Annotated in this window: 16 protein-coding genes; 8 read left to right on the top strand and 8 right to left on the bottom strand. The window is 63.4% G+C overall.

Going from position 1 to position 18,254, the window contains the following annotated elements; all coding sequences use genetic code 11:
- Positions 1–33: 33 nt before the first annotated feature.
- Together ACIQUF_RS02900 and ACIQUF_RS02905 are read left to right on the top strand one after the other, a co-directional pair.
- Positions 34–954: a LysR substrate-binding domain-containing protein gene (locus ACIQUF_RS02900; protein ID WP_403128164.1), complete on the top strand. Its 921-nt coding sequence runs from the start codon at positions 34–36 to the stop codon at positions 952–954.
- A gap of 124 nt (positions 955–1,078) precedes the next feature.
- The gene (locus ACIQUF_RS02905; protein WP_403128167.1) at positions 1,079–1,984 is read left to right on the top strand and encodes a LysR family transcriptional regulator; all 906 of its coding nucleotides are present in this window, start codon (positions 1,079–1,081) and stop codon (positions 1,982–1,984) included.
- Between the two features lie 34 nt (positions 1,985–2,018).
- On the opposite strand, the gene ACIQUF_RS02910 is transcribed toward ACIQUF_RS02905, so the two are convergent.
- Both ACIQUF_RS02910 and ACIQUF_RS02915 read right to left on the bottom strand, forming a co-directional pair.
- Positions 2,019–2,435: a RidA family protein gene (locus tag ACIQUF_RS02910; protein ID WP_403128169.1), complete on the bottom strand. Its 417-nt coding sequence runs from the start codon at positions 2,433–2,435 to the stop codon at positions 2,019–2,021.
- Positions 2,435–3,754 carry a flavin-containing monooxygenase gene (locus ACIQUF_RS02915; RefSeq protein WP_403128171.1) on the bottom strand — a complete coding sequence of 440 codons (1,320 nt, stop codon included), beginning with the start codon at positions 3,752–3,754 and terminating at the stop codon, positions 2,435–2,437. Before ACIQUF_RS02915 ends, ACIQUF_RS02910 begins: the two co-directional genes overlap by 1 nt.
- A gap of 303 nt (positions 3,755–4,057) precedes the next feature.
- Here ACIQUF_RS02915 and ACIQUF_RS02920 point away from each other — a divergent pair, with 303 nt between their 5' ends.
- Positions 4,058–4,735, top strand: coding sequence for a DUF1028 domain-containing protein (locus ACIQUF_RS02920; RefSeq protein ID WP_403128173.1), 678 nt, complete (start codon positions 4,058–4,060; stop codon positions 4,733–4,735).
- Entirely contained in the window at positions 4,728–5,888 is a 1,161-nt protein-coding gene (gene argE, locus ACIQUF_RS02925) for an acetylornithine deacetylase (protein WP_403128176.1), read from the top strand. The genes ACIQUF_RS02920 and argE overlap by 8 nt, the downstream gene beginning before the upstream one ends.
- 74 nt (positions 5,889–5,962) lie before the next feature.
- Here argE and ACIQUF_RS02930 read toward each other — a convergent pair whose 3' ends face one another.
- From ACIQUF_RS02930 to ACIQUF_RS02940, 3 genes are all read right to left on the bottom strand, one after another.
- A complete protein-coding gene (locus ACIQUF_RS02930) occupies positions 5,963–7,222 on the bottom strand; it encodes a carbohydrate porin (RefSeq protein WP_403128178.1) in 1,260 nt (419 codons plus the stop codon).
- Positions 7,223–7,344: 122 nt separating this feature from the next.
- Positions 7,345–9,762: a glucose/quinate/shikimate family membrane-bound PQQ-dependent dehydrogenase gene (locus tag ACIQUF_RS02935; protein WP_403128183.1), complete on the bottom strand. Its 2,418-nt coding sequence runs from the start codon at positions 9,760–9,762 to the stop codon at positions 7,345–7,347.
- A gap of 199 nt (positions 9,763–9,961) precedes the next feature.
- Entirely contained in the window at positions 9,962–10,324 is a 363-nt protein-coding gene (locus tag ACIQUF_RS02940) for a cupin domain-containing protein (RefSeq protein WP_403128186.1), read from the bottom strand.
- A 118-nt stretch (positions 10,325–10,442) separates the two neighbouring features.
- Here ACIQUF_RS02940 and ACIQUF_RS02945 point away from each other — a divergent pair, with 118 nt between their 5' ends.
- Both ACIQUF_RS02945 and ACIQUF_RS02950 read left to right on the top strand, forming a co-directional pair.
- Complete coding sequence (locus tag ACIQUF_RS02945; RefSeq protein WP_403128189.1) at positions 10,443–11,342, top strand: LysR family transcriptional regulator; 900 nt, start codon at positions 10,443–10,445, stop codon at positions 11,340–11,342.
- Positions 11,343–11,456: 114 nt separating this feature from the next.
- Positions 11,457–12,656, top strand: coding sequence for an MFS transporter (locus ACIQUF_RS02950; RefSeq protein WP_403128192.1), 1,200 nt, complete (start codon positions 11,457–11,459; stop codon positions 12,654–12,656).
- 11 nt (positions 12,657–12,667) lie between these two features.
- Here ACIQUF_RS02950 and ACIQUF_RS02955 read toward each other — a convergent pair whose 3' ends face one another.
- The gene (locus ACIQUF_RS02955; RefSeq protein ID WP_403128194.1) at positions 12,668–13,279 is read right to left on the bottom strand and encodes a LysE family translocator; all 612 of its coding nucleotides are present in this window, start codon (positions 13,277–13,279) and stop codon (positions 12,668–12,670) included.
- 109 nt (positions 13,280–13,388) lie between these two features.
- On the opposite strand from ACIQUF_RS02955, the gene ACIQUF_RS02960 reads away from it, so the two are divergent.
- Entirely contained in the window at positions 13,389–14,384 is a 996-nt protein-coding gene (locus ACIQUF_RS02960) for a GlxA family transcriptional regulator (RefSeq protein ID WP_403128197.1), read from the top strand.
- Here ACIQUF_RS02960 and ACIQUF_RS02965 read toward each other — a convergent pair.
- Positions 14,351–15,202, bottom strand: a complete 852-nt coding sequence (locus tag ACIQUF_RS02965; protein WP_403128200.1) for a CAP domain-containing protein — start codon at positions 15,200–15,202, stop codon at positions 14,351–14,353. The two genes, ACIQUF_RS02960 and ACIQUF_RS02965, sit on opposite strands and share 34 nt — an antisense overlap.
- A 260-nt stretch (positions 15,203–15,462) precedes the next feature.
- On the opposite strand from ACIQUF_RS02965, the gene ACIQUF_RS02970 reads away from it, so the two are divergent.
- Positions 15,463–17,628, top strand: a complete 2,166-nt coding sequence (locus ACIQUF_RS02970) for a TonB-dependent receptor (protein ID WP_403128203.1) — start codon at positions 15,463–15,465, stop codon at positions 17,626–17,628.
- 7 nt (positions 17,629–17,635) lie between these two features.
- Here the strand turns inward: ACIQUF_RS02970 and ACIQUF_RS02975 are convergent, their stop codons facing one another.
- Positions 17,636–18,247: a cell wall hydrolase gene (locus ACIQUF_RS02975; RefSeq protein ID WP_403128206.1), complete on the bottom strand. Its 612-nt coding sequence runs from the start codon at positions 18,245–18,247 to the stop codon at positions 17,636–17,638.
- Between the last annotated feature and the right edge of the window lie 7 nt (positions 18,248–18,254).

Genomic DNA, 18,254 nt, shown 5'->3' on the forward strand with positions numbered 1-18,254 from the left:
CGACGCTCGAAACCTGTAGATCCAAGGAATGCGATGAATCACGACCTGAGCAAGAAGCCTCTGCAACTGCCACCGCTGAAAGCGATTCAGGCCTTCGAGCAAGCGGCACGCTTTGGCAACGTCGCCCGCGCCGCCGAACAGCTCAATCTGACGCCTTCGGCGGTCAGCCATCAGATCGCCAACCTGGAGGCGTTGATAGGGCGCCCTTTGTTCCTGCGCACTGCAAAGGGCGTGACCCTGACGGTGGCGGGCGATCAATACCTGCGTGAGGTGTCCGGCCTTCTGCAGAGCCTCGCCACCGCCACCGAGCGGGCTGGCAGCGCGGTGGGCTTCGATTGCCTGCGCCTGCATTCGGCGCCGAGCTTCGGTTTGCTGTGGCTGCTGCCGCGGCTGGAGCAGTTTCGTGCCAGCCACCCGGATATTCAGATCAATCTGTCCTGTTCCTACGAGGCGTTGCACTTCGGGCGGCACCAGATTGACGTGGACATCCGCCACGGTTACCCGAACTGGCCGAGTCTGGAGGTACGCACCATCCGCCACGAACATGCCACGGTGCTGGCTGCCCCGGCGCTGTTGGCACGTCAGCCGATCCTGCAGCCTGACGACCTGCTGGGGCAAAACCTGATTCTTTCCGAATCGGCCCTGGTGCAATGGCCTCAGTGGTTTGCCCAGCAAGGCGTGTCGCTGCCGCAGGCACCGTTTGCGCTGAGTTTCGACCGTTCGTACATGAGCCTGGAGGCGGCCAGTCATGGGTATGGCTTTGCTTTGGAGAGCTCGCTGTTATCCCAGGATTATGTGGCACGCGAGCAACTGGTGCCGGTGTTCGGCGCCAATCAGCACAGCCCGGTGAGCGCCCACCACCTGGTGTTTCCCCGTGGGCACGCGGAGTTGCCGCGGGTACGGCGGTTTCTGGAATGGATGCAGGGCCAGTTGGGGCACGATTTCAGTTACTGACCACGGCGAAATAGCGTCAAGCCATAGGCAAATCCTTTATCACTCGGCCGCCCCAGCCACTTGCGGCAGGGTAAAGTGACAGGATAATTCCAAAGGCGCCCCAAACCGCGCCAAAGAGGTGCCTGTGGCTTCTTATACCTTGCGACAACTCAAGTATTTCGTCACCACCGTCGAGGCCGGCAGCGTTGCCGAAGCCTCGCGCCAGTTGTACATCGCCCAGCCGTCGATCTCCACGGCGATCAAGAGCCTGGAAGAAAGCTTCGGCGTGCAGCTGTTCATCCGCCACCACGCCCAGGGTGTTTCACTGACCCCCAGCGGCAAGCGTTTCTACGCCAAGACCAAGTCGCTGTTGCAGATGACCCATGAGTTCGAGCAGAACGCCCTGGCCGATAACGACACCGTGGCTGGGCAGATCGACATTGGTTGTTTCGAAACTGTCGCGCCCTTGTACCTGCCACGCCTGATCGCCGGGTTTCGCGAACGCTACCCAGGCGTCGACATCCGCCTGCGCGACGGCGAGCAACAGGAGCTGATCCAGGGGCTGACAGCTGGCACTTTCGACCTGGCGTTCCTCTATGATCACGACCTCGATGGCACCATCGAGACCGAACCATTGATGCCGCCGCAGAAGCCTTACGTGCTGCTTCCCGAGAAGCACCGCTTCGCTGGCCAGGCCCAGGTTTCGCTGCGTGACTTGTGCCCGGAGCCGATGATCCTGCTGGACGTGGCGCCAAGCCGCACCTACTTCGTCAGTCTGTTCAACGAACTCGGCCTGACGCCCAATATCGTTTTCAGTTCGCCGTCGATCGAGATGGTGCGCGGGATGGTGGGGCAGGGGTTCGGTTTTTCGCTGCTGGTGACCCGGCCGCATTCGCCGTACACCTATGATGGGCAGAAGCTGGTGACGCTGGAGATTGCCGAGCCGGTGACCTTGTCGGGGCTGGCGGCGGCGCGCTTGAAGCGGGTGCAGCTGACCAAGCCGGCGCAGTTGTTCGTCGAGTTTTGCCGGGAGGAACTGGGCAAGCTGTGAAAAGTTGGGGCCGCGTTGCGGCCCCAACAATGTGTCACTCGTGATCGGGCACCACTGCAATCACATCGATCTCCATCAACCACTCAGCCTGGGCCAACCCCGCCACCACCAGCCCGGTGGAGATCGGGAATACCCCTTTGAGCCACTTGCCCACCTCCTTGTACACCGGCTCACGGAAGCGTGGGTCGGTGATGTAGGTGGTGGTCTTGACGATGTGCGAAAGGTCCGAGCCTGCTTCTTCAAGCAGCTGCTTGACGTTCTTCATCGCTTGCTCGGCCTGCGCCCGTGGGTCGCCCAGGCCCACCAGGCGGCCTTCGAAATCAGTGCCGACCTGGCCGCGTACATAGACGGTATTGCCGGCACGCACGGCCTGGCACAGGTCGTTGTCCAGGGTCTGGTTGGGGTAGGTGACCTTGGTGTTGAACATGCGGATGCGGGTATGGGTAGGCATCAGTGGGCTCCGAGGGTGCTGACGTTGCTGATCGAATTGGGTTTCTGCTCGTCCGCGTCACGCTGTTCGCGGTCGCGGTAGGCCAGGTAGGTGCGCTGGGTGGCGATGTGGCCGGCAACATGCTTTGCGTCGTGCCACACGCCCCAGATGAACGACGAGCCACGGCGCGACAGCCAGGGCAGGCCGAGGAAATACACGCCCGGTTCGCGCGAGACGCCGCGCTGGTGCTGGGGTTTGCCGTTGGCGTCGAAGGTGTCGACCTGCAGCCAGCTGAAGTCCACGCCATAACCGGTGGCCCAGATGATGCTGGTGACGCCGGCCTTGGTCAGGTCCAGTTCGCGCAGCGGGTTGCTGACGCAGTCCGGGTCGGGCAGGCGCTTGCGGGCTTCGGGCTCTTCTGGAAGGTCCAGACCGTTGCGTTCGATGTAGGCATCGGCGGCGTCGAGCAGGGCCAGGTAGTTTTCGTCGCCGCGGCGGATGTTGTCGGCCAGGTTGTCCTGGAAGCGCGCGACGCCGTTGTCGAACGACTCGGTCAGGCCGACCAGGGTCATGCCTTGATGGGCGAGGGCGCGGAAGTCCACGGTGTGGCCGCCACGGGCGCCGCTGACGGCGATGGTCACGTGCTCGCGACCGGGCTTGGCGATTTCCGCGTCCCACTCGCCCAGCACGCCCAGCCACCAGCAGAAGTCACGGTTGCGATAGGCGCGTGGCGGACGGTCATGCGCGCCGACCGACAAGTACACCTGGCGCCCGGCGCGCATCAGCTCTTCGGCGATCTGCACGCCGGAGGAGCCGGCACCCACCACCAGCACAGCGCCTTCAGGCAGCTGCTCGGGGTTGAAGTAGGCGGCGGAGTGGATCTGGTTCAGTTGCGCGTCCTTGGGCGCGATGGCTGGGATCACCGGGCGTTGGAACGGGCCGGTGGCGGCGACCACGCGGTTGGCGCGGATCACGCCTTCGTTGGTTTCGATGGTGAAGCCCGGGCGGTCGGCATTGCGCACCACCTTCTTGACCTCGATGCCCGTGCGCACCGGCAGGTTGTACTTGCGTACGTACTGCTCGAAGTAGTCGGCTACCTGATCCTTGCCGGCGAAGGCGTCGGCGTCGAGGTTGAATTCAAGGCCTGGGAAGCGGTCGTGCCAGACCGGGCCGTTGGCCACCAGCGAGTCCCAGCGGCCCGTGCGCCATGCTTCGGCGATGCGCTTGCGTTCCAGTACCAGGTGCGGCACGCCGAGCTTGCTCAAATGTTCGCTCATGGCCACGCCGGCTTGGCCTGCGCCGACGACGAGGGTGTCGATTTCGATGTTGTTCATTGTCATTGTCCGAGCCCTTGTTCAGGCGGTTTTTGTCAGGTCGGTTTGGAGGACCGCCGTTACCTGAGGCCAGACTAGGGACGCTGGGCAAATCGCGAAAATAGTATTTAGCTTGGGCTTGCCGATAAAACGGCGAAGGCCTTGCGCAGCGAGGCTTGCAGAGGATTTTGGCGGCGTTTTTCGAGTGTTTTGAAGTGCGGTTCGCAGCCTTAGTTTTTTCCTGTTCAAGGCACAGGAAAATGTTGGTTTCGCGCACTAAAGGGTTCTGTTCAGATGGCCTGCAACTGCACAGAACAACAGGAGCATGACATGACCTTTTCCATCATCGGTCGCTGCCAGGACACCGGCCAGGTCGGTATCGCCATCAGCTCGTCGAGCATCGCCGTGGGTGCTCGTTGCCCTTGGGTACGTGCGGGGGTTGGTGCCGTGGCCACCCAGAACATCACCTTGCCGGCACTCGGCCCGCAGATCCTCGATGTGCTGGAGCAAGGCCAGTTGTCGCCTGCCGCAGCACTGGATCGGGTGCTCAGCGCCAACGGTTGGAGCGAATATCGCCAGGTCACGGTGATCGATAGCAACGGCCAAGTGGCACTGTTCACCGGGAAAGAAGCGCTGGGGGTGCACAACGCAGTGGCCGGTGAGCAATGTGCGGCGGCGGGCAACTTGCTGTCTTCGGTACACGTGATTGAAGCCATGGTGCAAGCCTTTGAACAGGCCGGCGGGCACCTCGCCGACCGCTTGCTGACAGCGATGCACGCGGCCATGGCTGCAGGCGGTGAAGCCGGCCCTGTACATTCGGCGGCGCTGAAGATCGCCGGCGAACTGACGTGGCCGCTGGTGGATCTGCGTGTGGACTGGGCCGAGCAGGACCCGATTGGCGCGCTGGATGGCCTGTGGCAAGCGTACCGTCCGCAGATGCAGGATTACGTCACGCGCGCTTTGGACCCCACCACCGCCCCCAGTTATGGGGTGCCGGGTGATGAGTGAGTTCAGCAGCCGCGCCTTGCTGGCCCGGCTGATCGGTTTTGCCACGGTCAGCCGCGATTCCAACCTGCAGCTGATCGGCTTCATTCGCGATTATCTGGCCGAACTGGGCGTTGAGAGTGAACTGTTCCACAACGTCGAGGGTACCAAGGCCAACCTGTTCGCCACCATCGGCCCAAAGGATATCGGCGGCGTGGTGCTCTCTGGCCATACCGATGTGGTGCCGGTGGATGGTCAGGCCTGGACGGTCGAGCCGTTTGCCCTGAGTGAGCGCGAGGGGCGGTTGTACGGCCGTGGCACCGCCGACATGAAGGGGTTCATCGCCTCGGTGCTGGCGGCGGTGCCTGCGTTTCTGGCGCAACCGTTGCGCCTGCCGGTGCACCTGGCGTTTTCCTACGACGAGGAGGTCGGTTGCCTGGGCGTGCGCTCAATGCTTGCCGCGCTGGAACAGCGCACGCACAAGCCGCGCCTGTGTCTGATTGGAGAGCCGACTGAACTCAAACCGGTGCTCGGGCACAAGGGCAAGCTGGCCATGCGTTGCCAGGTGCACGGTGCGGCGTGCCATTCGGCGTATGCGCCTTACGGGGTCAATGCCATTGAGTATGCCGCGAAGCTGATCGGCAGGCTGGGCGAGATCGGTGAGGCATTGGCGTTACCTGAACAGCATGACGAGCGCTTCGATCCGCCGTTCTCGACGGTACAGACTGGGGTGATCAAAGGGGGCAGGGCATTGAACATCGTGCCTGAGGAGTGCGCCTTCGACTTCGAAGTGCGTGCCTTGCCAGGCTTCGAGGCGCAGACGGTGGCCGATCAGTTGCAGACCTATGCAGAGGCCGAGTTGTTACCGCGCATGCGCAAGGTCAATGCGGCCAGCGCCATTCGTCTGGAACCGTTGAGTGCCTATCCGGGGCTGGCCACGCCGGCCGACAGCGAGGCGGCGCGGTTGGTCGCGTTGCTCAGCGGGTCGGAGGACTTCGGCACGGTAGCGTTTGGTACGGAAGGCGGGTTGTTCGATCAGGCGGGCATACCCACCGTGGTCTGTGGACCGGGAAGCATGGAGCAGGGGCACAAGCCGGATGAGTTTGTCAGTGTCGAGCAATTGCAGGGCTGTGATGCGATGTTGTTGAGGTTGGTGGATTACCTCAGGCAGGGATGATTGCAGCCGGATGCTCGCAATCCACGTGGGAGCGGGCTTGCCCCGCGAATGGGCCGCAGAGCGGCCCCAGGGGATCAGAAAGTCGCCTTGACCTGCAGCCCAACCACCAGCGCGTTGTCGATGTCCTTCCCGGAGAACGCACCCGGCTCGATGATGTACTGCACATCCGGGCGCAGGTTCAGCCACGGCGTGGCCTGGTAGCCATAGCTCAGCTCGATCAACTGCTCGGCGCCGTCGATGTTGGGGAACTGCTGCCCGGCATTGAACGCGGCGTCTTCCAGCACGTCACGGCTGCGCGGGTTCTGCACGGCGCGGCCGTAGCCCAGTGCCAGGGTGTCACGCGGACGGCCTGCGAACGGCTTGTACAGCACCACGCCGGCGCCATACCACTTGGTGAATGGCGATGCCGCCTCGCTCGATGCCGAGTACTGGCCGAAGGCATGCAGGCTGCGTCCGGGGGAACTGGCGTCGTTCCATACGGCCTGGTCGATCAGCAGGTAGTGGCCGCCACGGCCGGACACTTCCTTGTCGCTGCCGATGCGTTTGACGTCGGAGCTGTCGTAGTAGTACCCCAGCTTGTACTCACCCGGCAATTCACCTTGCAGCTTGTACACCAGCTCAATCGGTACCACCGTGCCCGTGGTGTGCTTAGGCCCCAGGTGCCAGGCGCGGCTGGAGTTGCCGTTGCTTTCCGGGTCGACGTTGAACGCCGCCACGCGCAGTTGCCAGGAAGGCGACAGGTCGTACTTCACCCGCACACCCAGATGGGCGTTGGGGTAGTTGGTCCAGCCGCTGCCACCGGACATGTTCAGCGGGTGGCCGCAGAAGCCGGCGTTCATGAAGTTGCACAGGATACCGCTGTCCAGGCCGCCGAGGTCGTTGCCCATGGCCATGTAGCCGAGCTTGACGTTGAGCGCCGGGGTGAACAGGGTGCGCTCGTAGCTCAGTTCGGTCAGGCGGGTGTACAGGCCACCGTAGTTTTCCTGGATCGGCAGGCGGTTGCCCACCAGGTCTTCCGAGGCGCTGTTGCCGCGGCGGTCGTTGATGGTCAGCTGGACCTTGCCGCCGTTTTCCAGGCCATAGAGTTTCGAGAGGTCGAACTGCACGCCGAACTTGAGGTTCTGCGAGTAGCGCGCCGAGCGGTGCAGGCCACCGTGGGCGTTGTAGGCGGTTTCACCGCTGTAGTCGCCGGTGATCTTGACGCCGTCTTCTTCGAGCTGGTGACGCAAGCCGCCCCAGTCGCCGGTCATCGTGCTGCGGGTCATGAGGTCGCCGTCGGCCAGGGCGGTGGTGCTGGCCAGGGCGAGCAGCAGGGCAGTAGGTGTGTAGCGCATTGCGAGGACTTTCCTGAGAAATCTTGGTGTTATGTAAGGCCCGTTCGCGGGACAAGCCCGCTCCCACAGAGCGGCATCATTTCTGTGGGAGCGGGCTTGCCCCGCGAAGAGAACGACGCGGTTTATGGCAGTGCGTAAGAAATCACATAGTCGCCACGGTCAGTCGACTGACGGGCGCCGCCCGCAGTGACCACCACGTACTGTTTGCCAGTCTTCGGCGAAACGTAGGTCATCGGGCCACCCTGGCTGCCGACAGGCAGGCGGGCTTTCCAGATTTCGTTACCGTTGCTGCTGTCGTAGGCGCGCAGGTAGAAGTCCTGGGTCCCGGCGATGAACACCAGGCCGCCTTGGGTCGACAGGGTACCGCCCAGGGTTGGCAGGCCAATCTTGATCGGCAGGTGCATGCGGATGCCGAGCGGACCGGTATCTTCAACGGTGCCGACCGGGACCTGCCAGGCAACCTGGCGCGTCTTCATGTCGATGGCGGTCAGGGTGCCGAATGGCGGCGCCTGGCATGGGATGCCGGCGACCGACAGGAAGCGGTTCTTGTTCACCGCATACGGGGTGCCTTTGAGCGGTACGGCGCCCATGCCGGTGTTCAGCGCTTCGCCACCGGAAGCCGCCTGGCCCTTGTTCTGCGACGGGATCATCTGAATCCACAGGCCCAGACGCATGTCGTTGACGAAGATGAAGCCATGCACCGGGTCGGTGGAGAGGCTGCCCCAGTTCATGCCGCCCAGCGAACCTGGGAAGCTCAGCGACAGGTCGGTGCCCGGCGCGGTGTAGAGCCCGTCGTAGCGCATCTTCTTGAAGTCGATACGGCACAGCAGCTGGTCATACGGCGTGGCACCCCACATGTCCGATTCGGTCAGGGTCTGCGCGCCGATCTGCGGCATGCCCACCGATTTCGGCTGAGTCGGGGAGTACGGCTCGTTAGGGATGTTGCTTGGTTTGACCGGGACTTCGTCAACCTGGGTCAGCGGCTTGCCGGTGGCGCGGTCGAGCACGTAGATCTGCCCAGCCTTGGTGCCGATCACCACTGCAGGTACCGACTGGCCGTCGTCCTTGGTGAAGTCGATCAGGCTCGGTTGCATTGGCAGGTCGAAGTCCCACAGGTCGTTGTGCACGGTCTGGAACACCCACTTCTCGTTACCGGTGGTGGCGTCCAGGGCCAGCACGGAAGCGCCGTAGGTGTGGTCCAGCTTGTTGCGCTCGACACCGTAGATGTCGGTGGACGACGAGCCCATCGGCAGGAACACGGTGTTCATGGCCGGGTCGTAGGACATCGGTGCCCAGCTGTTCGGGGTGCTGCGCACGTAGGTGGCGCCGTCGCCCGGGGCGTTGCGGTCTTGCGGGTTGCCTGGGTCGAAGGCCCAGCGCATGGCTCCGGTGATCACGTCGAAGCCACGGATCACGCCGCCTGGCATGTCGGTCTGGACGTTGTCGGCGACACGCCCGCCGACCACCACGGTGGTACCGGCCATCAACGGCGCGGAGGACAGCTGGTAGAAGGAGTCCGGCACATCACCCAGGCCGGCCATGAGGTTGACCTGGCCATTGTTGCCGAAGCCTTGGCAGAACTCACCGGTGTCGGCGTCGACGGCGATCAGTCGGCCGTCGATGGTGTTGGTCAGCAGGCGGCGCTGGCAGTTGGCACCGGCCGGTACGCTACCGACGGTAATCGGCGAGCTGTTCGGCTGGGACGGCTGGGCGATCGGTGCGGTGGCGTCGAAGTAAGCCATGCCGCGGCAACGCTGCCAGACCTTGGACTGGGCGTTGATCTCGTTCTTCCACAGCTCTTTGCCGGTGTCGGCATCGAGGGCGATCAGGTTGTTGTGCGGGGTGCAGATGAACACCTTGTTGCCGACTTGCAGTGGAGTCAGCTGGTCTTCGGCACCGTTGCCGTCGCTGATGGCCACGTCACCGGTGTGGTAGGTCCAGGCGACCTTGAGCTTGTCGACGTTGTCGCGGTTGATCTGGTCGAGCGCGGCGAAGCGGCTGCCACCTTCGGTATTACCGTAGTGGGCCCAGTCCTTCTGCTCCTTGCCGGCTTCGACCGGGGTCATGCCCGGGCCTTTACCGGTAGGCGCGACGCTTGGATGGGCGACGAACATGTTGCCGGCGGCGATCACCAGCACCACGGCCAGCACGCCAGCGATGCCGTAGGCGCCACGCCCAGTGCTGCCGCCATTGCTACGCACCAGCAGCGGGTAGACCAGCGCCACCACCATGCCGATCGCGCCGAACATGAACAGGCGCGAGAACAGTGGCCAGAAGACCAGGCCAGCGTCGATCAGCGCCCACAATGCGGTACCGATCAGGAAAGCAGCGTACAACCAGGCACCGGCCTTTTTGCGCCGGGCGATGAGCACACCGGCGATGGCCATCGCCAGGCCGCCGATGAGGAAGTACCAGGAACCGCCCAGGCCGGCCAGCTTGATGCCGCCAGCAGCCAGGAGCAGGCCGAGCAGGGCGATGATCACGCCCAAGCCGACCAGGATGATGTTTGTGGCGCCAGAGGCGCGCGGTGTTTCGTTCATGCCAGGGATCTCAGCAGGTGGAATGGGCGCAGTTTAAGCCCTTAGCAAGCTAATTAACAAGTTAGTACATAATATTGTGAGGCTGATTGTCGCAGGGTTGAACTTGCCAAGGTGTGCCAAAAAGCTTAGATCACGTAGCGAAAAATGCTCTAAACCATAGGTTTATGCGCGTCCCATCGAAAGCTGTTAGACCTTCGTATCAGGTGACATCAATCGCAGGCCACGGCGCGGCACTGCTGTAGAAGACGGCAAGCCAGACAGTCGGCTCGCCTTGAACGGTCCATTCCACCCGGTGCCGGCAATGGGCCGGGATGTCGAGGCAATCTCCCGGTGCCAGCAGACGGGTGTAGCCCTCATGCTCCAAGCGCAGGGCAGCACGACCACTGAGCAGTATCACCCATTCGCCTTCGGCCTGGTCATACCAGAAGCCGGCCGGGCTCGCCTGGCCGCATGAAACGATGCGCTCGATACGCATACCGGGGCGCTGCAGCAGTTCATCGATCCGTTCGGCAGCGGCAGGGTCACAGCTGGGCAAGGTTTCTAGAAGGTTCACAGGTGTCATGGATAAGTCTCGTTCAGTGGGAGGTGCTTCCACTATGGACCCGCTCAATCGGCCGCGCGCTTCTTGACCCGCACCGTGGATTGTAGGACCGTTCCGCAAATTGAAAACCGGGGTGTTCATGGACAAGTTTCTAGCGATGAAGATGTTCACCGCGACCGTCGACGCCCAGGGATTTTCCGCCGCAGCGCGCAAGCTGGGTATCGCCACCTCGTCGGTGACGCGCCTGGTCGATGCGCTGGAATCGGCACTGGGTGCCACTTTGCTCAACCGCTCCACGCGCCAGATCACCCTGACCGAGGCTGGCGCTCGCTACTACGCCCGCGCGCGGGATATCTTCGAAGCGCTGGACGAGGCGGAAGCCAGCGTCGCTGACCGTGGTGAGGAGCCTGTTGGCGTATTGCGCCTGTGTCTGCCGGTCGAGTTCGGTCGACGCGTGATTGCGCCGCACCTGGGGATGTTTCTGGCGAGGCATCCGGCTATGGAGCTGGACATCGACATGAGCGACCGGCTCGATGACCTGCTGGACGGCCGTTACGACCTGTCGATTCGCCTTGGCGACCCCTCACCGAGCGACGAATTGGTGTGCCGACCATTGGGCCGCTTCGAACGCTGGCTGGTGGCCAGCCCTGAATACCTGACCCGCCACCAAGCGTTGCAGCACCCCGCGCAACTCCTGGACCATGCCTGCCTGCGCTTTCGCTATGGCCAGAAGGCACTGCCCTGGCGCCTGCAGCGAGCAGACGATACCCAGGTGCTGGACGTGCGCGGCCCGCTGCGCAGCGCCAACGCCGACTTGCTGCGCGAAGCCGCGCTGGCGGGCACTGGCATAGCGCTGCTGGCTGACTGGCTGGTCCGCGAAGACGTGGCCGCGGGGTATCTGCAGCGCGTATTCAGCGACTGGCAGGCCAGCCCAGGGGCGGCCAATGACAGCATCAATGCCTTGTACTTGCCCAACCACCGCGGTTCGCGGCGCGTGCAGGCATTCATCGCGTTCTGCGAGCAGCTTTTGGCGCCATGAACCGCTTACGTTGCGCTGGGCGCAAAGCCCTGTTGCGCCGCGCCCGGATTTTCCTGGCCACGGTGCTCCGCTAATGTGGCCGGCATCTTCTTTCCCGATGCCGAGGCACATTGCATGAACCCCTCCCTTGCCACCACACAGGCCGCAGCGCCGGGCCTGAGCCGGGCCCTGGTCACCTTGCTGGCGTTCTGTTGCGGCGCGATCGTCGCCAACATCTACTACGCCCAACCCATCGTCGGGCTGATTGCCCCGGACCTTGGCTTGTCCACCGAGCGTGCCAGCCTGGTTGTCTCGCTGACCCAACTGGGCTACGCGCTGGGCCTGCTGTTGCTGGTGCCTTTGGCTGACCTGGTGGAGAACCGCCGGTTGATGATCGTCACAGCGGTACTCGCCTGCGTCAGCCTGCTGCTGGCGGGTACCAGCAGCAATGGCCAGGGGGCGTTGTTCCTGGGCTATGCCTTGCTGATCGGTTTCAGTTCCGTGTCGGTGCAGATGCTGATCCCGTTGGCTGCACACCTCGCGCCAGAGCAGCAGCGTGGCCGGGTGGTCGGCAACATCATGGGCGGCCTGTTGCTGGGTATCCTGCTGGCGCGGCCGCTGTCGAGCCTGGTGGCTGACCATTTTGGCTGGCGCACAGTGTTCATCGGTGCAGCGGGCTTGATGTTGGCGATCATCCTGCTGCTGGCGCTGACCTTGCCGCGTCGGGTACCTGACCACAAGGCCAGCTATGCCGGTTTGATGGCATCGTTGATCGGGTTAGTGCGGCAATACCCGGTACTGCGGCAACGCTCGCTGTACCAGGCGTTGATGTTCGCCGCGTTCAGCCTTTACTGGACGGCGGTGCCGTTGGCGCTTGCGGCCGAACATGGCCTATCGCAAAGCCAGATCGCGCTGTTCGCCCTGGTGGGCGCGGTCGGTGCCATCGCCGCGCCCATGGCCGGGCGCCTGGCAGACGCCGGCCATGCTCGCGCAGGCTCATTGCTGGCCTTGATACTGGCGCCTGTGGCACTGCTGTGGGGGCTGACCGCGCCGGGTTACAGCGTTATCGGCCTGGGGTTGACCGGCGTGCTGCTGGATTTCGCTGTGCAGATGAACATGGTCATCGGCCAGCGCGAAGTCTACGCCCTGGACCCGACCAGCCGCGGGCGGCTCAATGCGCTGTACATGACCAGCATCTTTCTCGGCGGCGCCGTGGGGGCGGCCGCTGCCAGTACGGTGTTCGCCCAGTATGGCTGGCAAGGTGTGGCATGGCTGGGGGCGAGCTTGCCTGGGCTGGGGCTGCTGGTGTTCCTGGTGATTTCGCGGGGTAGGTGAACCCGCACTGGCTAGCGGCCGAGCGGCAATGCGACACCAATCAACGCAAACAGGCCCCCGCAGCAGCGATTGAAACCCTTGCCGCCCTTGGCCAACCAAGGCTTGATCCGGAACGCCAGGCGCGCGAGCAGGTATTCGACCAAGAATTCCACGCTGGCAAAGGTAGCGGCCATGATCACGAACTGCAGAAACAGCCCCCGCTGTGGTTCGATGAACTGCGGCAGGAACGCCCCGTAGAACAGCAGCACTTTGGGGTTGGCCATGGCCGACAGCAAGCCCTGGCGGAACAGGCCGGCATTGCTCAGGCGAGCAGCCTGTGCATTCACCTCCAGGTGCAAGGCCGGGCTGCGCCAGAGCTGGACGCCCAGCCAGACCAGATAGGCGCCACCTACCCACTTCAGCACGGTCAGCACCGAGGCTGAGGTTTGCAACAGGGCAGTGAGGCCGAACATGGCCAGGGCAATCAATGCGCTGAAACCGAACACCCCGCCAACGATGGTGAACAAGGTGCGCCGTGCGCCATACAGCGCACCATGGGTCAGGGCCAGCAGGCTGTTCGGGCCTGGGGTCAGCGATAAACCGATGCTTGCCAACAGGTAGATGAGCCAGGTATCCAGAGCCATGAGATGCGCCTTGAGTCAGTCAGTATTCAGAGATGGCCAGTCTAGGCGACCTAACCCGATGCACAGAGTATGATCTGGACATCTCATGGTGATTTTCGGACATTAATCGATGCTCCCCGATATCCGACTTCTGATCCTGCCGTTACCGGACTTTGCCTTGCTGCCTTTCGGCGCCTTTCTCGACAAGTTGCGTTTCAGTGCCGACGACGAAGACTACAGCCGTCAGCGTTATTGCAGTTGGACACTGGCCGGCCTGACAGCCGAGCCGGTGGTGTCCAGCAGCGGCGCGGTGATGCAGGTGGAAGCGATCGCCGATCAGCTCGCACTGGATGACTACGATTACCTGGTGCTGTTCGGCAGCCGCAATGCCGAGGCCACAGCCAGCCTGGCAGCCCATTACCAAAGCCTGCTCAAGCGTGCGGCCAAGGCTGGCGTGAAGCTGGTCGCCATCGACAACGCCGCCTTTCTGCTGGCGGCTTGCGGTCTGCTGGACGGGCACAAGGTGGTGGTGCATTGGCGGCATGAAGCCGAGTTTCGCGCATCGTTTCCGCGCGTGCAGCTGCTGCGCGAGCAGTTGTATTGCATCGACGGTCCGCGCATTACCTGCGCGGGCGGCACGGCTGCCCTCGACCTGGCAGTCGAGCTGTTATCAAAAGCATGCGGGCGTGCCCGGGCGCTAAAGGGGCTGGCTGACATGCTGGTGGACGAATCCCGTAACAGTCGCCACGCCTTGCGTTCGCTGGAGGCCAGCGCAGGTCAGGGACGGCAGGTGCAGCGCGCATTGGCGCTGATGCGTCATCACTTGAGTGCGCACCTGTCGATTGAAGAACTGGCGGCGGAGCTGGGCATCAGCCGACGGCAACTGGACCGCCAGTTTCAGGCCAGCCATAGCATGAGCGCCAAGGCCTGGTGGCTGGAAATGCGCCTGCAGCAAGCGCGCTGGCGGCTGCTCAACTCCAGCCACAGCCTGGCGCAGATAGCCGATGAAGTGGGGCTGGGCGATGCGAGCTATCTGGGAAAGTGCATACGGCGGCGGTTTGCTTGCACGGCGCTGGAACTGCGCCGTGACGTTCACTGCGGCGTGCCGAACAACCCCGTCCAGTAGATGCCGGCATCGCTTTTCGGGTCCACTGCATAGGCAGCACCCATCTCGCGGAAGTCCGGGTTCATCAGCGTGGCGCAATGCCCGGGGCTGGCCAGCCAGCCATCCACCACTTTCTGTGCCGTGTCGCGCCCGGCCGCGATGTTCTCGCCAATCTGCTGATACAGGTAGCCGGCAAGCTCCGCACGATCGCCCGGCGTGCGCCCCTCGCGGTCGATGTGGTCGAAGAAATTCTGGTTGGCCATTGCCCTGGTGTGATTGGCCGCCACCCCGGCAAGGGCGGTGCTCCAGCCAAGCGCAGGCGCTGCGGCGAAGGGTTGGCCGCCGCATTGGCGCGGCGCTTTACGTGCAGTGTTGATCGCTTGCATGACTTTCTGCCCCTCGGCCTGCCAGTCACCGAGGCGCCCGCTCAGCAGCGGCCGCGCCAACACGATGCGCCAGTCGCGTCCTTCCTGGCTGACCCCGATATCCACGAACTGAGGGTCGAGCACCACCTGGCAGAAGCTCTCTTCGATGGCGTGCATGGCGGCGCGCGCATCGCGCGGGCCGGACAGGCTGATGGCCTGCACGTTGACCATTGGGTAGGCGGCACGGGTCATGGCCTGTTGCAGGTCGCGGGTACCCTCTGGTGACAACGCCAGGCGGGTGTCGCTGTTGAGCGGCGGCAGCTCCAGCGATGCTTCGCCGCCACAGCGCTGGGTTTGGCTGCGGTAGGCATTGATCGAATCGATCAGCTGCGCCTCTTCGCCGGAGGCAGCCAGGCTCGAGGTCGAGACGACCAGGCCCAGCGACAAGGCGGCAACGGATGACAGGACGCGCATGTGGATCTCCCTGTGACTGGCAGCGTCTTGGTTTGCGCTGCTCATCCTACACAAGCCCAAGGCTTTTGGCCCGGTGTCGTGCAAAGCAATGAAAACGCCAGCAACGGCTTGCAGGCGGCAAAAGAGGGAGTAGACCACTGGTCGCCCAGAAAGTGCGATGGCTTGGTAATCATTCGTAACTTCGACTAGAAACAATACGCAAACGCTAATAATTCCTCATACGCCAGGAAGGCCTCACCCAGCGCACACTGGAGCCCTTCATGGCACGATTCCCTTCGTATCAGTCGACCTTTATCGCTGTTTGCTGTTCCGTTGCCGTGACCGCCCAGGCGGCTGACGGCGCCATCGAGCTGGATGCCACCGCCATCAATGCCGAAGCCGCGCGCCCCAAGGGCGAGCCGCCCGAACCTTTTGCCGGCGGCCAGGTGGCGCGTGGCGGGCAGATGGGGATACTGGGCAACCAGGACATGATGGATGTGCCCTTTACCATGACCAGCTACACCTCGCAGTTGATCGAGGATCAGCAGGCCGAAGACATCGGCGATGTGCTGCTCAACGATCCGTCGGTGCGCCAGTCGTTCGGGTTCGGCAACCAATCGCAGGTGTTCGTGATCCGTGGCCTGCCGCTCAATGGCGACGATGTGGCCTTCAACGGCCTATATGGGGTGCTTCCGCGGCAGATGATCTCTACCGATGCGGTGGAGCGGGTCGAGGTGCTCAAAGGCCCGAATGCCTTCCTCAATGGTGCCAGCCCGACCGGCACCGGCCTGGGCGGCAACGTCAACCTTCAGCCCAAGCGTGCCGGTGACACGCCGACGCGCCGCTACACCCAGGACATCAGCACCGATGGCCGGCTCGGCGAGCATCTGGACCTCGGCCAGCGCTTCGGTGAGGACAATCGCATTGGCGTACGCCTGAACCTGTCACAACGCGAAGGCGAGACCGGAGTCGATGACCAGGACCAGCGCAGCAAGCTGTTCATCGTCGGCCTCGATTACCGTGGCGACAACTTTCGCGTGTCGACCGACATCGGCTACCAGAAGCAGCGGGTCAACCACATGCGCAACTCAGTGCGCCTCGGTGCAGGCCTGACCGACATTCCCCGCGCGCCGGACGCCGACCATAACTACGGCCAGGACTGGGCCTGGACCGAGACCGAGGACACCTTCGGCATGGTCCGCGGCGACTACGACTTCAACGATAACTGGAGCGCGTACCTGGCCGGCGGGCTCAAGCACACCCACGAAAACGGCTTCTACGGCACGCCGATCCTCACCGACGCGGCCAGTGGCGATGCCACCATCGGCGGCTCGAAGATCCCCCACAACGAGGACAACAGTACACTCATGGGCGGCGTCAACGGCCGCTTCCAGACCGGCCCGGTCAGCCACCAGCTGAACATAGGCGCGGCCAGCATCTGGACCCAGCAGGAAAACGCCTTCGTCTTCTACAACTCACAAGACACCAACATCTACCACACCGACCCCCTGCCCAAGCCGAACACGCCAACCTTTACCGGCGGCAAGCTGGATGACCCCGGGGTCACCGGCAAGACCCGCAACCGCAGCATCGCCGTGTCCGATACCTTGGGGCTTTTCGACGATAGCCTGCTGCTGACCGTAGGCGTCCGTCGCCAGCAGCTGCGTGTCGAGGGCTATGCCTACGACGGAGAAGGTCCGGACCTTGGCCGCAACGCCTTCTACGACGAGTCGGTCACCACACCGGTGTATGGCATCGTCTACAAGGTCAACCCATCGATCTCGCTGTACGCCAACCGCATCGAAGGCCTGGCCCAGGGGGCCACGGCCTCCGGCCAGGTGATCAACGCCGGCGAGGTGTTCCCGCCAGCCAAGACCAAGCAGGTGGAGGCGGGGATCAAGCTCGATTACCAGAGCTTCGGCGCCAACCTGGCGCTGTTCCGCATCGAACGGCCCACCGACGGCTTCGTGCAAAACGATGTGTTCGTCCAGGATGGCGAGCAGGTCAACAAAGGCATCGAGCTCAGTGTATTCGGTGAGCCGGTCACCGGCCTGAGGCTGATGGCCGGTGGCACGCGCATGGACACCGAGCTGAAGAAGACCCTCAACGGCGCCGACGACGGCAATCATGCCGTGGGCGTGCCGACGTTCCAGCTCAATGCCAGCGTCGACTGGGACGTGCCCGGGCTCGAAGGCCTGGCGCTGAATGCGCGTATGCTGCGCACCGGCGGGCAATACGCCAACCCGGCCAACACCCTCAGCCTGCCGACCTGGAACCGCTTCGACGTGGGCGCGCGGTATCGCTTCCAGGTGCAGGAAAAAGCTGTGACCCTTCGGGTGAATGTGGAGAATCTGACCGACAAGAACTATTGGGCTTCGGCCAACGGTGGCTACCTGACTCAAGGCGATCCGCGTCTGGTGAAGTTCTCCGGGACAATCGACTTCTGACGCGGATTCAGCGCGCCAGTTCCTGGTTCGGTTTGTAGAAAAGGAAGTGACGGGTCTCGGCCGTTCTGCGGTAGGCCTTGGCCCAGTCCGGATGGACATTGCGGTCATGGAAGTACAACGCGCCGCCCGTGCTGTCCTTGAGCTGCTGGTTGAGCGCCTTGCGGGCGATCTCCTTGGCGACGTCGTAGCGCTCGGGTTCCTCGACCTGGTCGGAGCGCCCGTCACACCACCAGGAAAACTGGCAAGACTTGCTCTCGACACCTTGCTTGACCACGCCACAGATGGTGTCGGGGAAACCGTCCTTGCCCAAGCGGTTGATCACCACGCTGGCCACTGCACTCATGTCGTTTGCATCGGCGCCCTTGGCTTCCCAATAGATGGTGCGGGCCAGGCAGGTGATGCTGTCGTCCATTGGCGCCTGGCCAGCCGGGTCGACGGCTTTGACTTCACTGGGCGTAAGGGTTTCGGCTTTTTTCGGCGGTGGCGCGTCTTCGACCACCTTTTCTTCGAGTACTTCGGCCTTGTCCTCGGCAACTGCAGCCTTGGCAGTGTCGGCGGCATTCGATGGGCCTGCGAGCAGGGCCGAGGTCAAGCCGATCACCATCCACGTAAGGCGCATGGTCGAG

Origin of the sequence: Pseudomonas sp. NPDC090233, assembly GCF_044772285.1 — a bacterium.
In the GTDB taxonomy this organism is placed as follows: Bacteria; Pseudomonadota; Gammaproteobacteria; order Pseudomonadales; family Pseudomonadaceae; genus Aquipseudomonas.

Coding starts and splice junctions, on each gene's coding strand:
- ACIQUF_RS02900 (WP_403128164.1), top strand. CDS start 34: ATGAATCACGACCTGAGCAAGAAGCCTCTGCAACTGCCACCGCTGAAA.
- ACIQUF_RS02910 (WP_403128169.1), bottom strand. CDS start 2,435: ATGCCTACCCATACCCGCATCCGCATGTTCAACACCAAGGTCACCTAC.
- ACIQUF_RS02915 (WP_403128171.1), bottom strand. CDS start 3,754: ATGACAATGAACAACATCGAAATCGACACCCTCGTCGTCGGCGCAGGC.
- ACIQUF_RS02920 (WP_403128173.1), top strand. CDS start 4,058: ATGACCTTTTCCATCATCGGTCGCTGCCAGGACACCGGCCAGGTCGGT.
- argE (WP_403128176.1), top strand. CDS start 4,728: ATGAGTGAGTTCAGCAGCCGCGCCTTGCTGGCCCGGCTGATCGGTTTT.
- ACIQUF_RS02930 (WP_403128178.1), bottom strand. CDS start 7,222: ATGCGCTACACACCTACTGCCCTGCTGCTCGCCCTGGCCAGCACCACC.
- ACIQUF_RS02935 (WP_403128183.1), bottom strand. CDS start 9,762: ATGAACGAAACACCGCGCGCCTCTGGCGCCACAAACATCATCCTGGTC.
- ACIQUF_RS02940 (WP_403128186.1), bottom strand. CDS start 10,324: ATGACACCTGTGAACCTTCTAGAAACCTTGCCCAGCTGTGACCCTGCC.
- ACIQUF_RS02945 (WP_403128189.1), top strand. CDS start 10,443: ATGGACAAGTTTCTAGCGATGAAGATGTTCACCGCGACCGTCGACGCC.
- ACIQUF_RS02950 (WP_403128192.1), top strand. CDS start 11,457: ATGAACCCCTCCCTTGCCACCACACAGGCCGCAGCGCCGGGCCTGAGC.
- ACIQUF_RS02955 (WP_403128194.1), bottom strand. CDS start 13,279: ATGGCTCTGGATACCTGGCTCATCTACCTGTTGGCAAGCATCGGTTTA.
- ACIQUF_RS02960 (WP_403128197.1), top strand. CDS start 13,389: ATGCTCCCCGATATCCGACTTCTGATCCTGCCGTTACCGGACTTTGCC.
- ACIQUF_RS02965 (WP_403128200.1), bottom strand. CDS start 15,202: ATGCGCGTCCTGTCATCCGTTGCCGCCTTGTCGCTGGGCCTGGTCGTC.
- ACIQUF_RS02970 (WP_403128203.1), top strand. CDS start 15,463: ATGGCACGATTCCCTTCGTATCAGTCGACCTTTATCGCTGTTTGCTGT.
- ACIQUF_RS02975 (WP_403128206.1), bottom strand. CDS start 18,247: ATGCGCCTTACGTGGATGGTGATCGGCTTGACCTCGGCCCTGCTCGCA.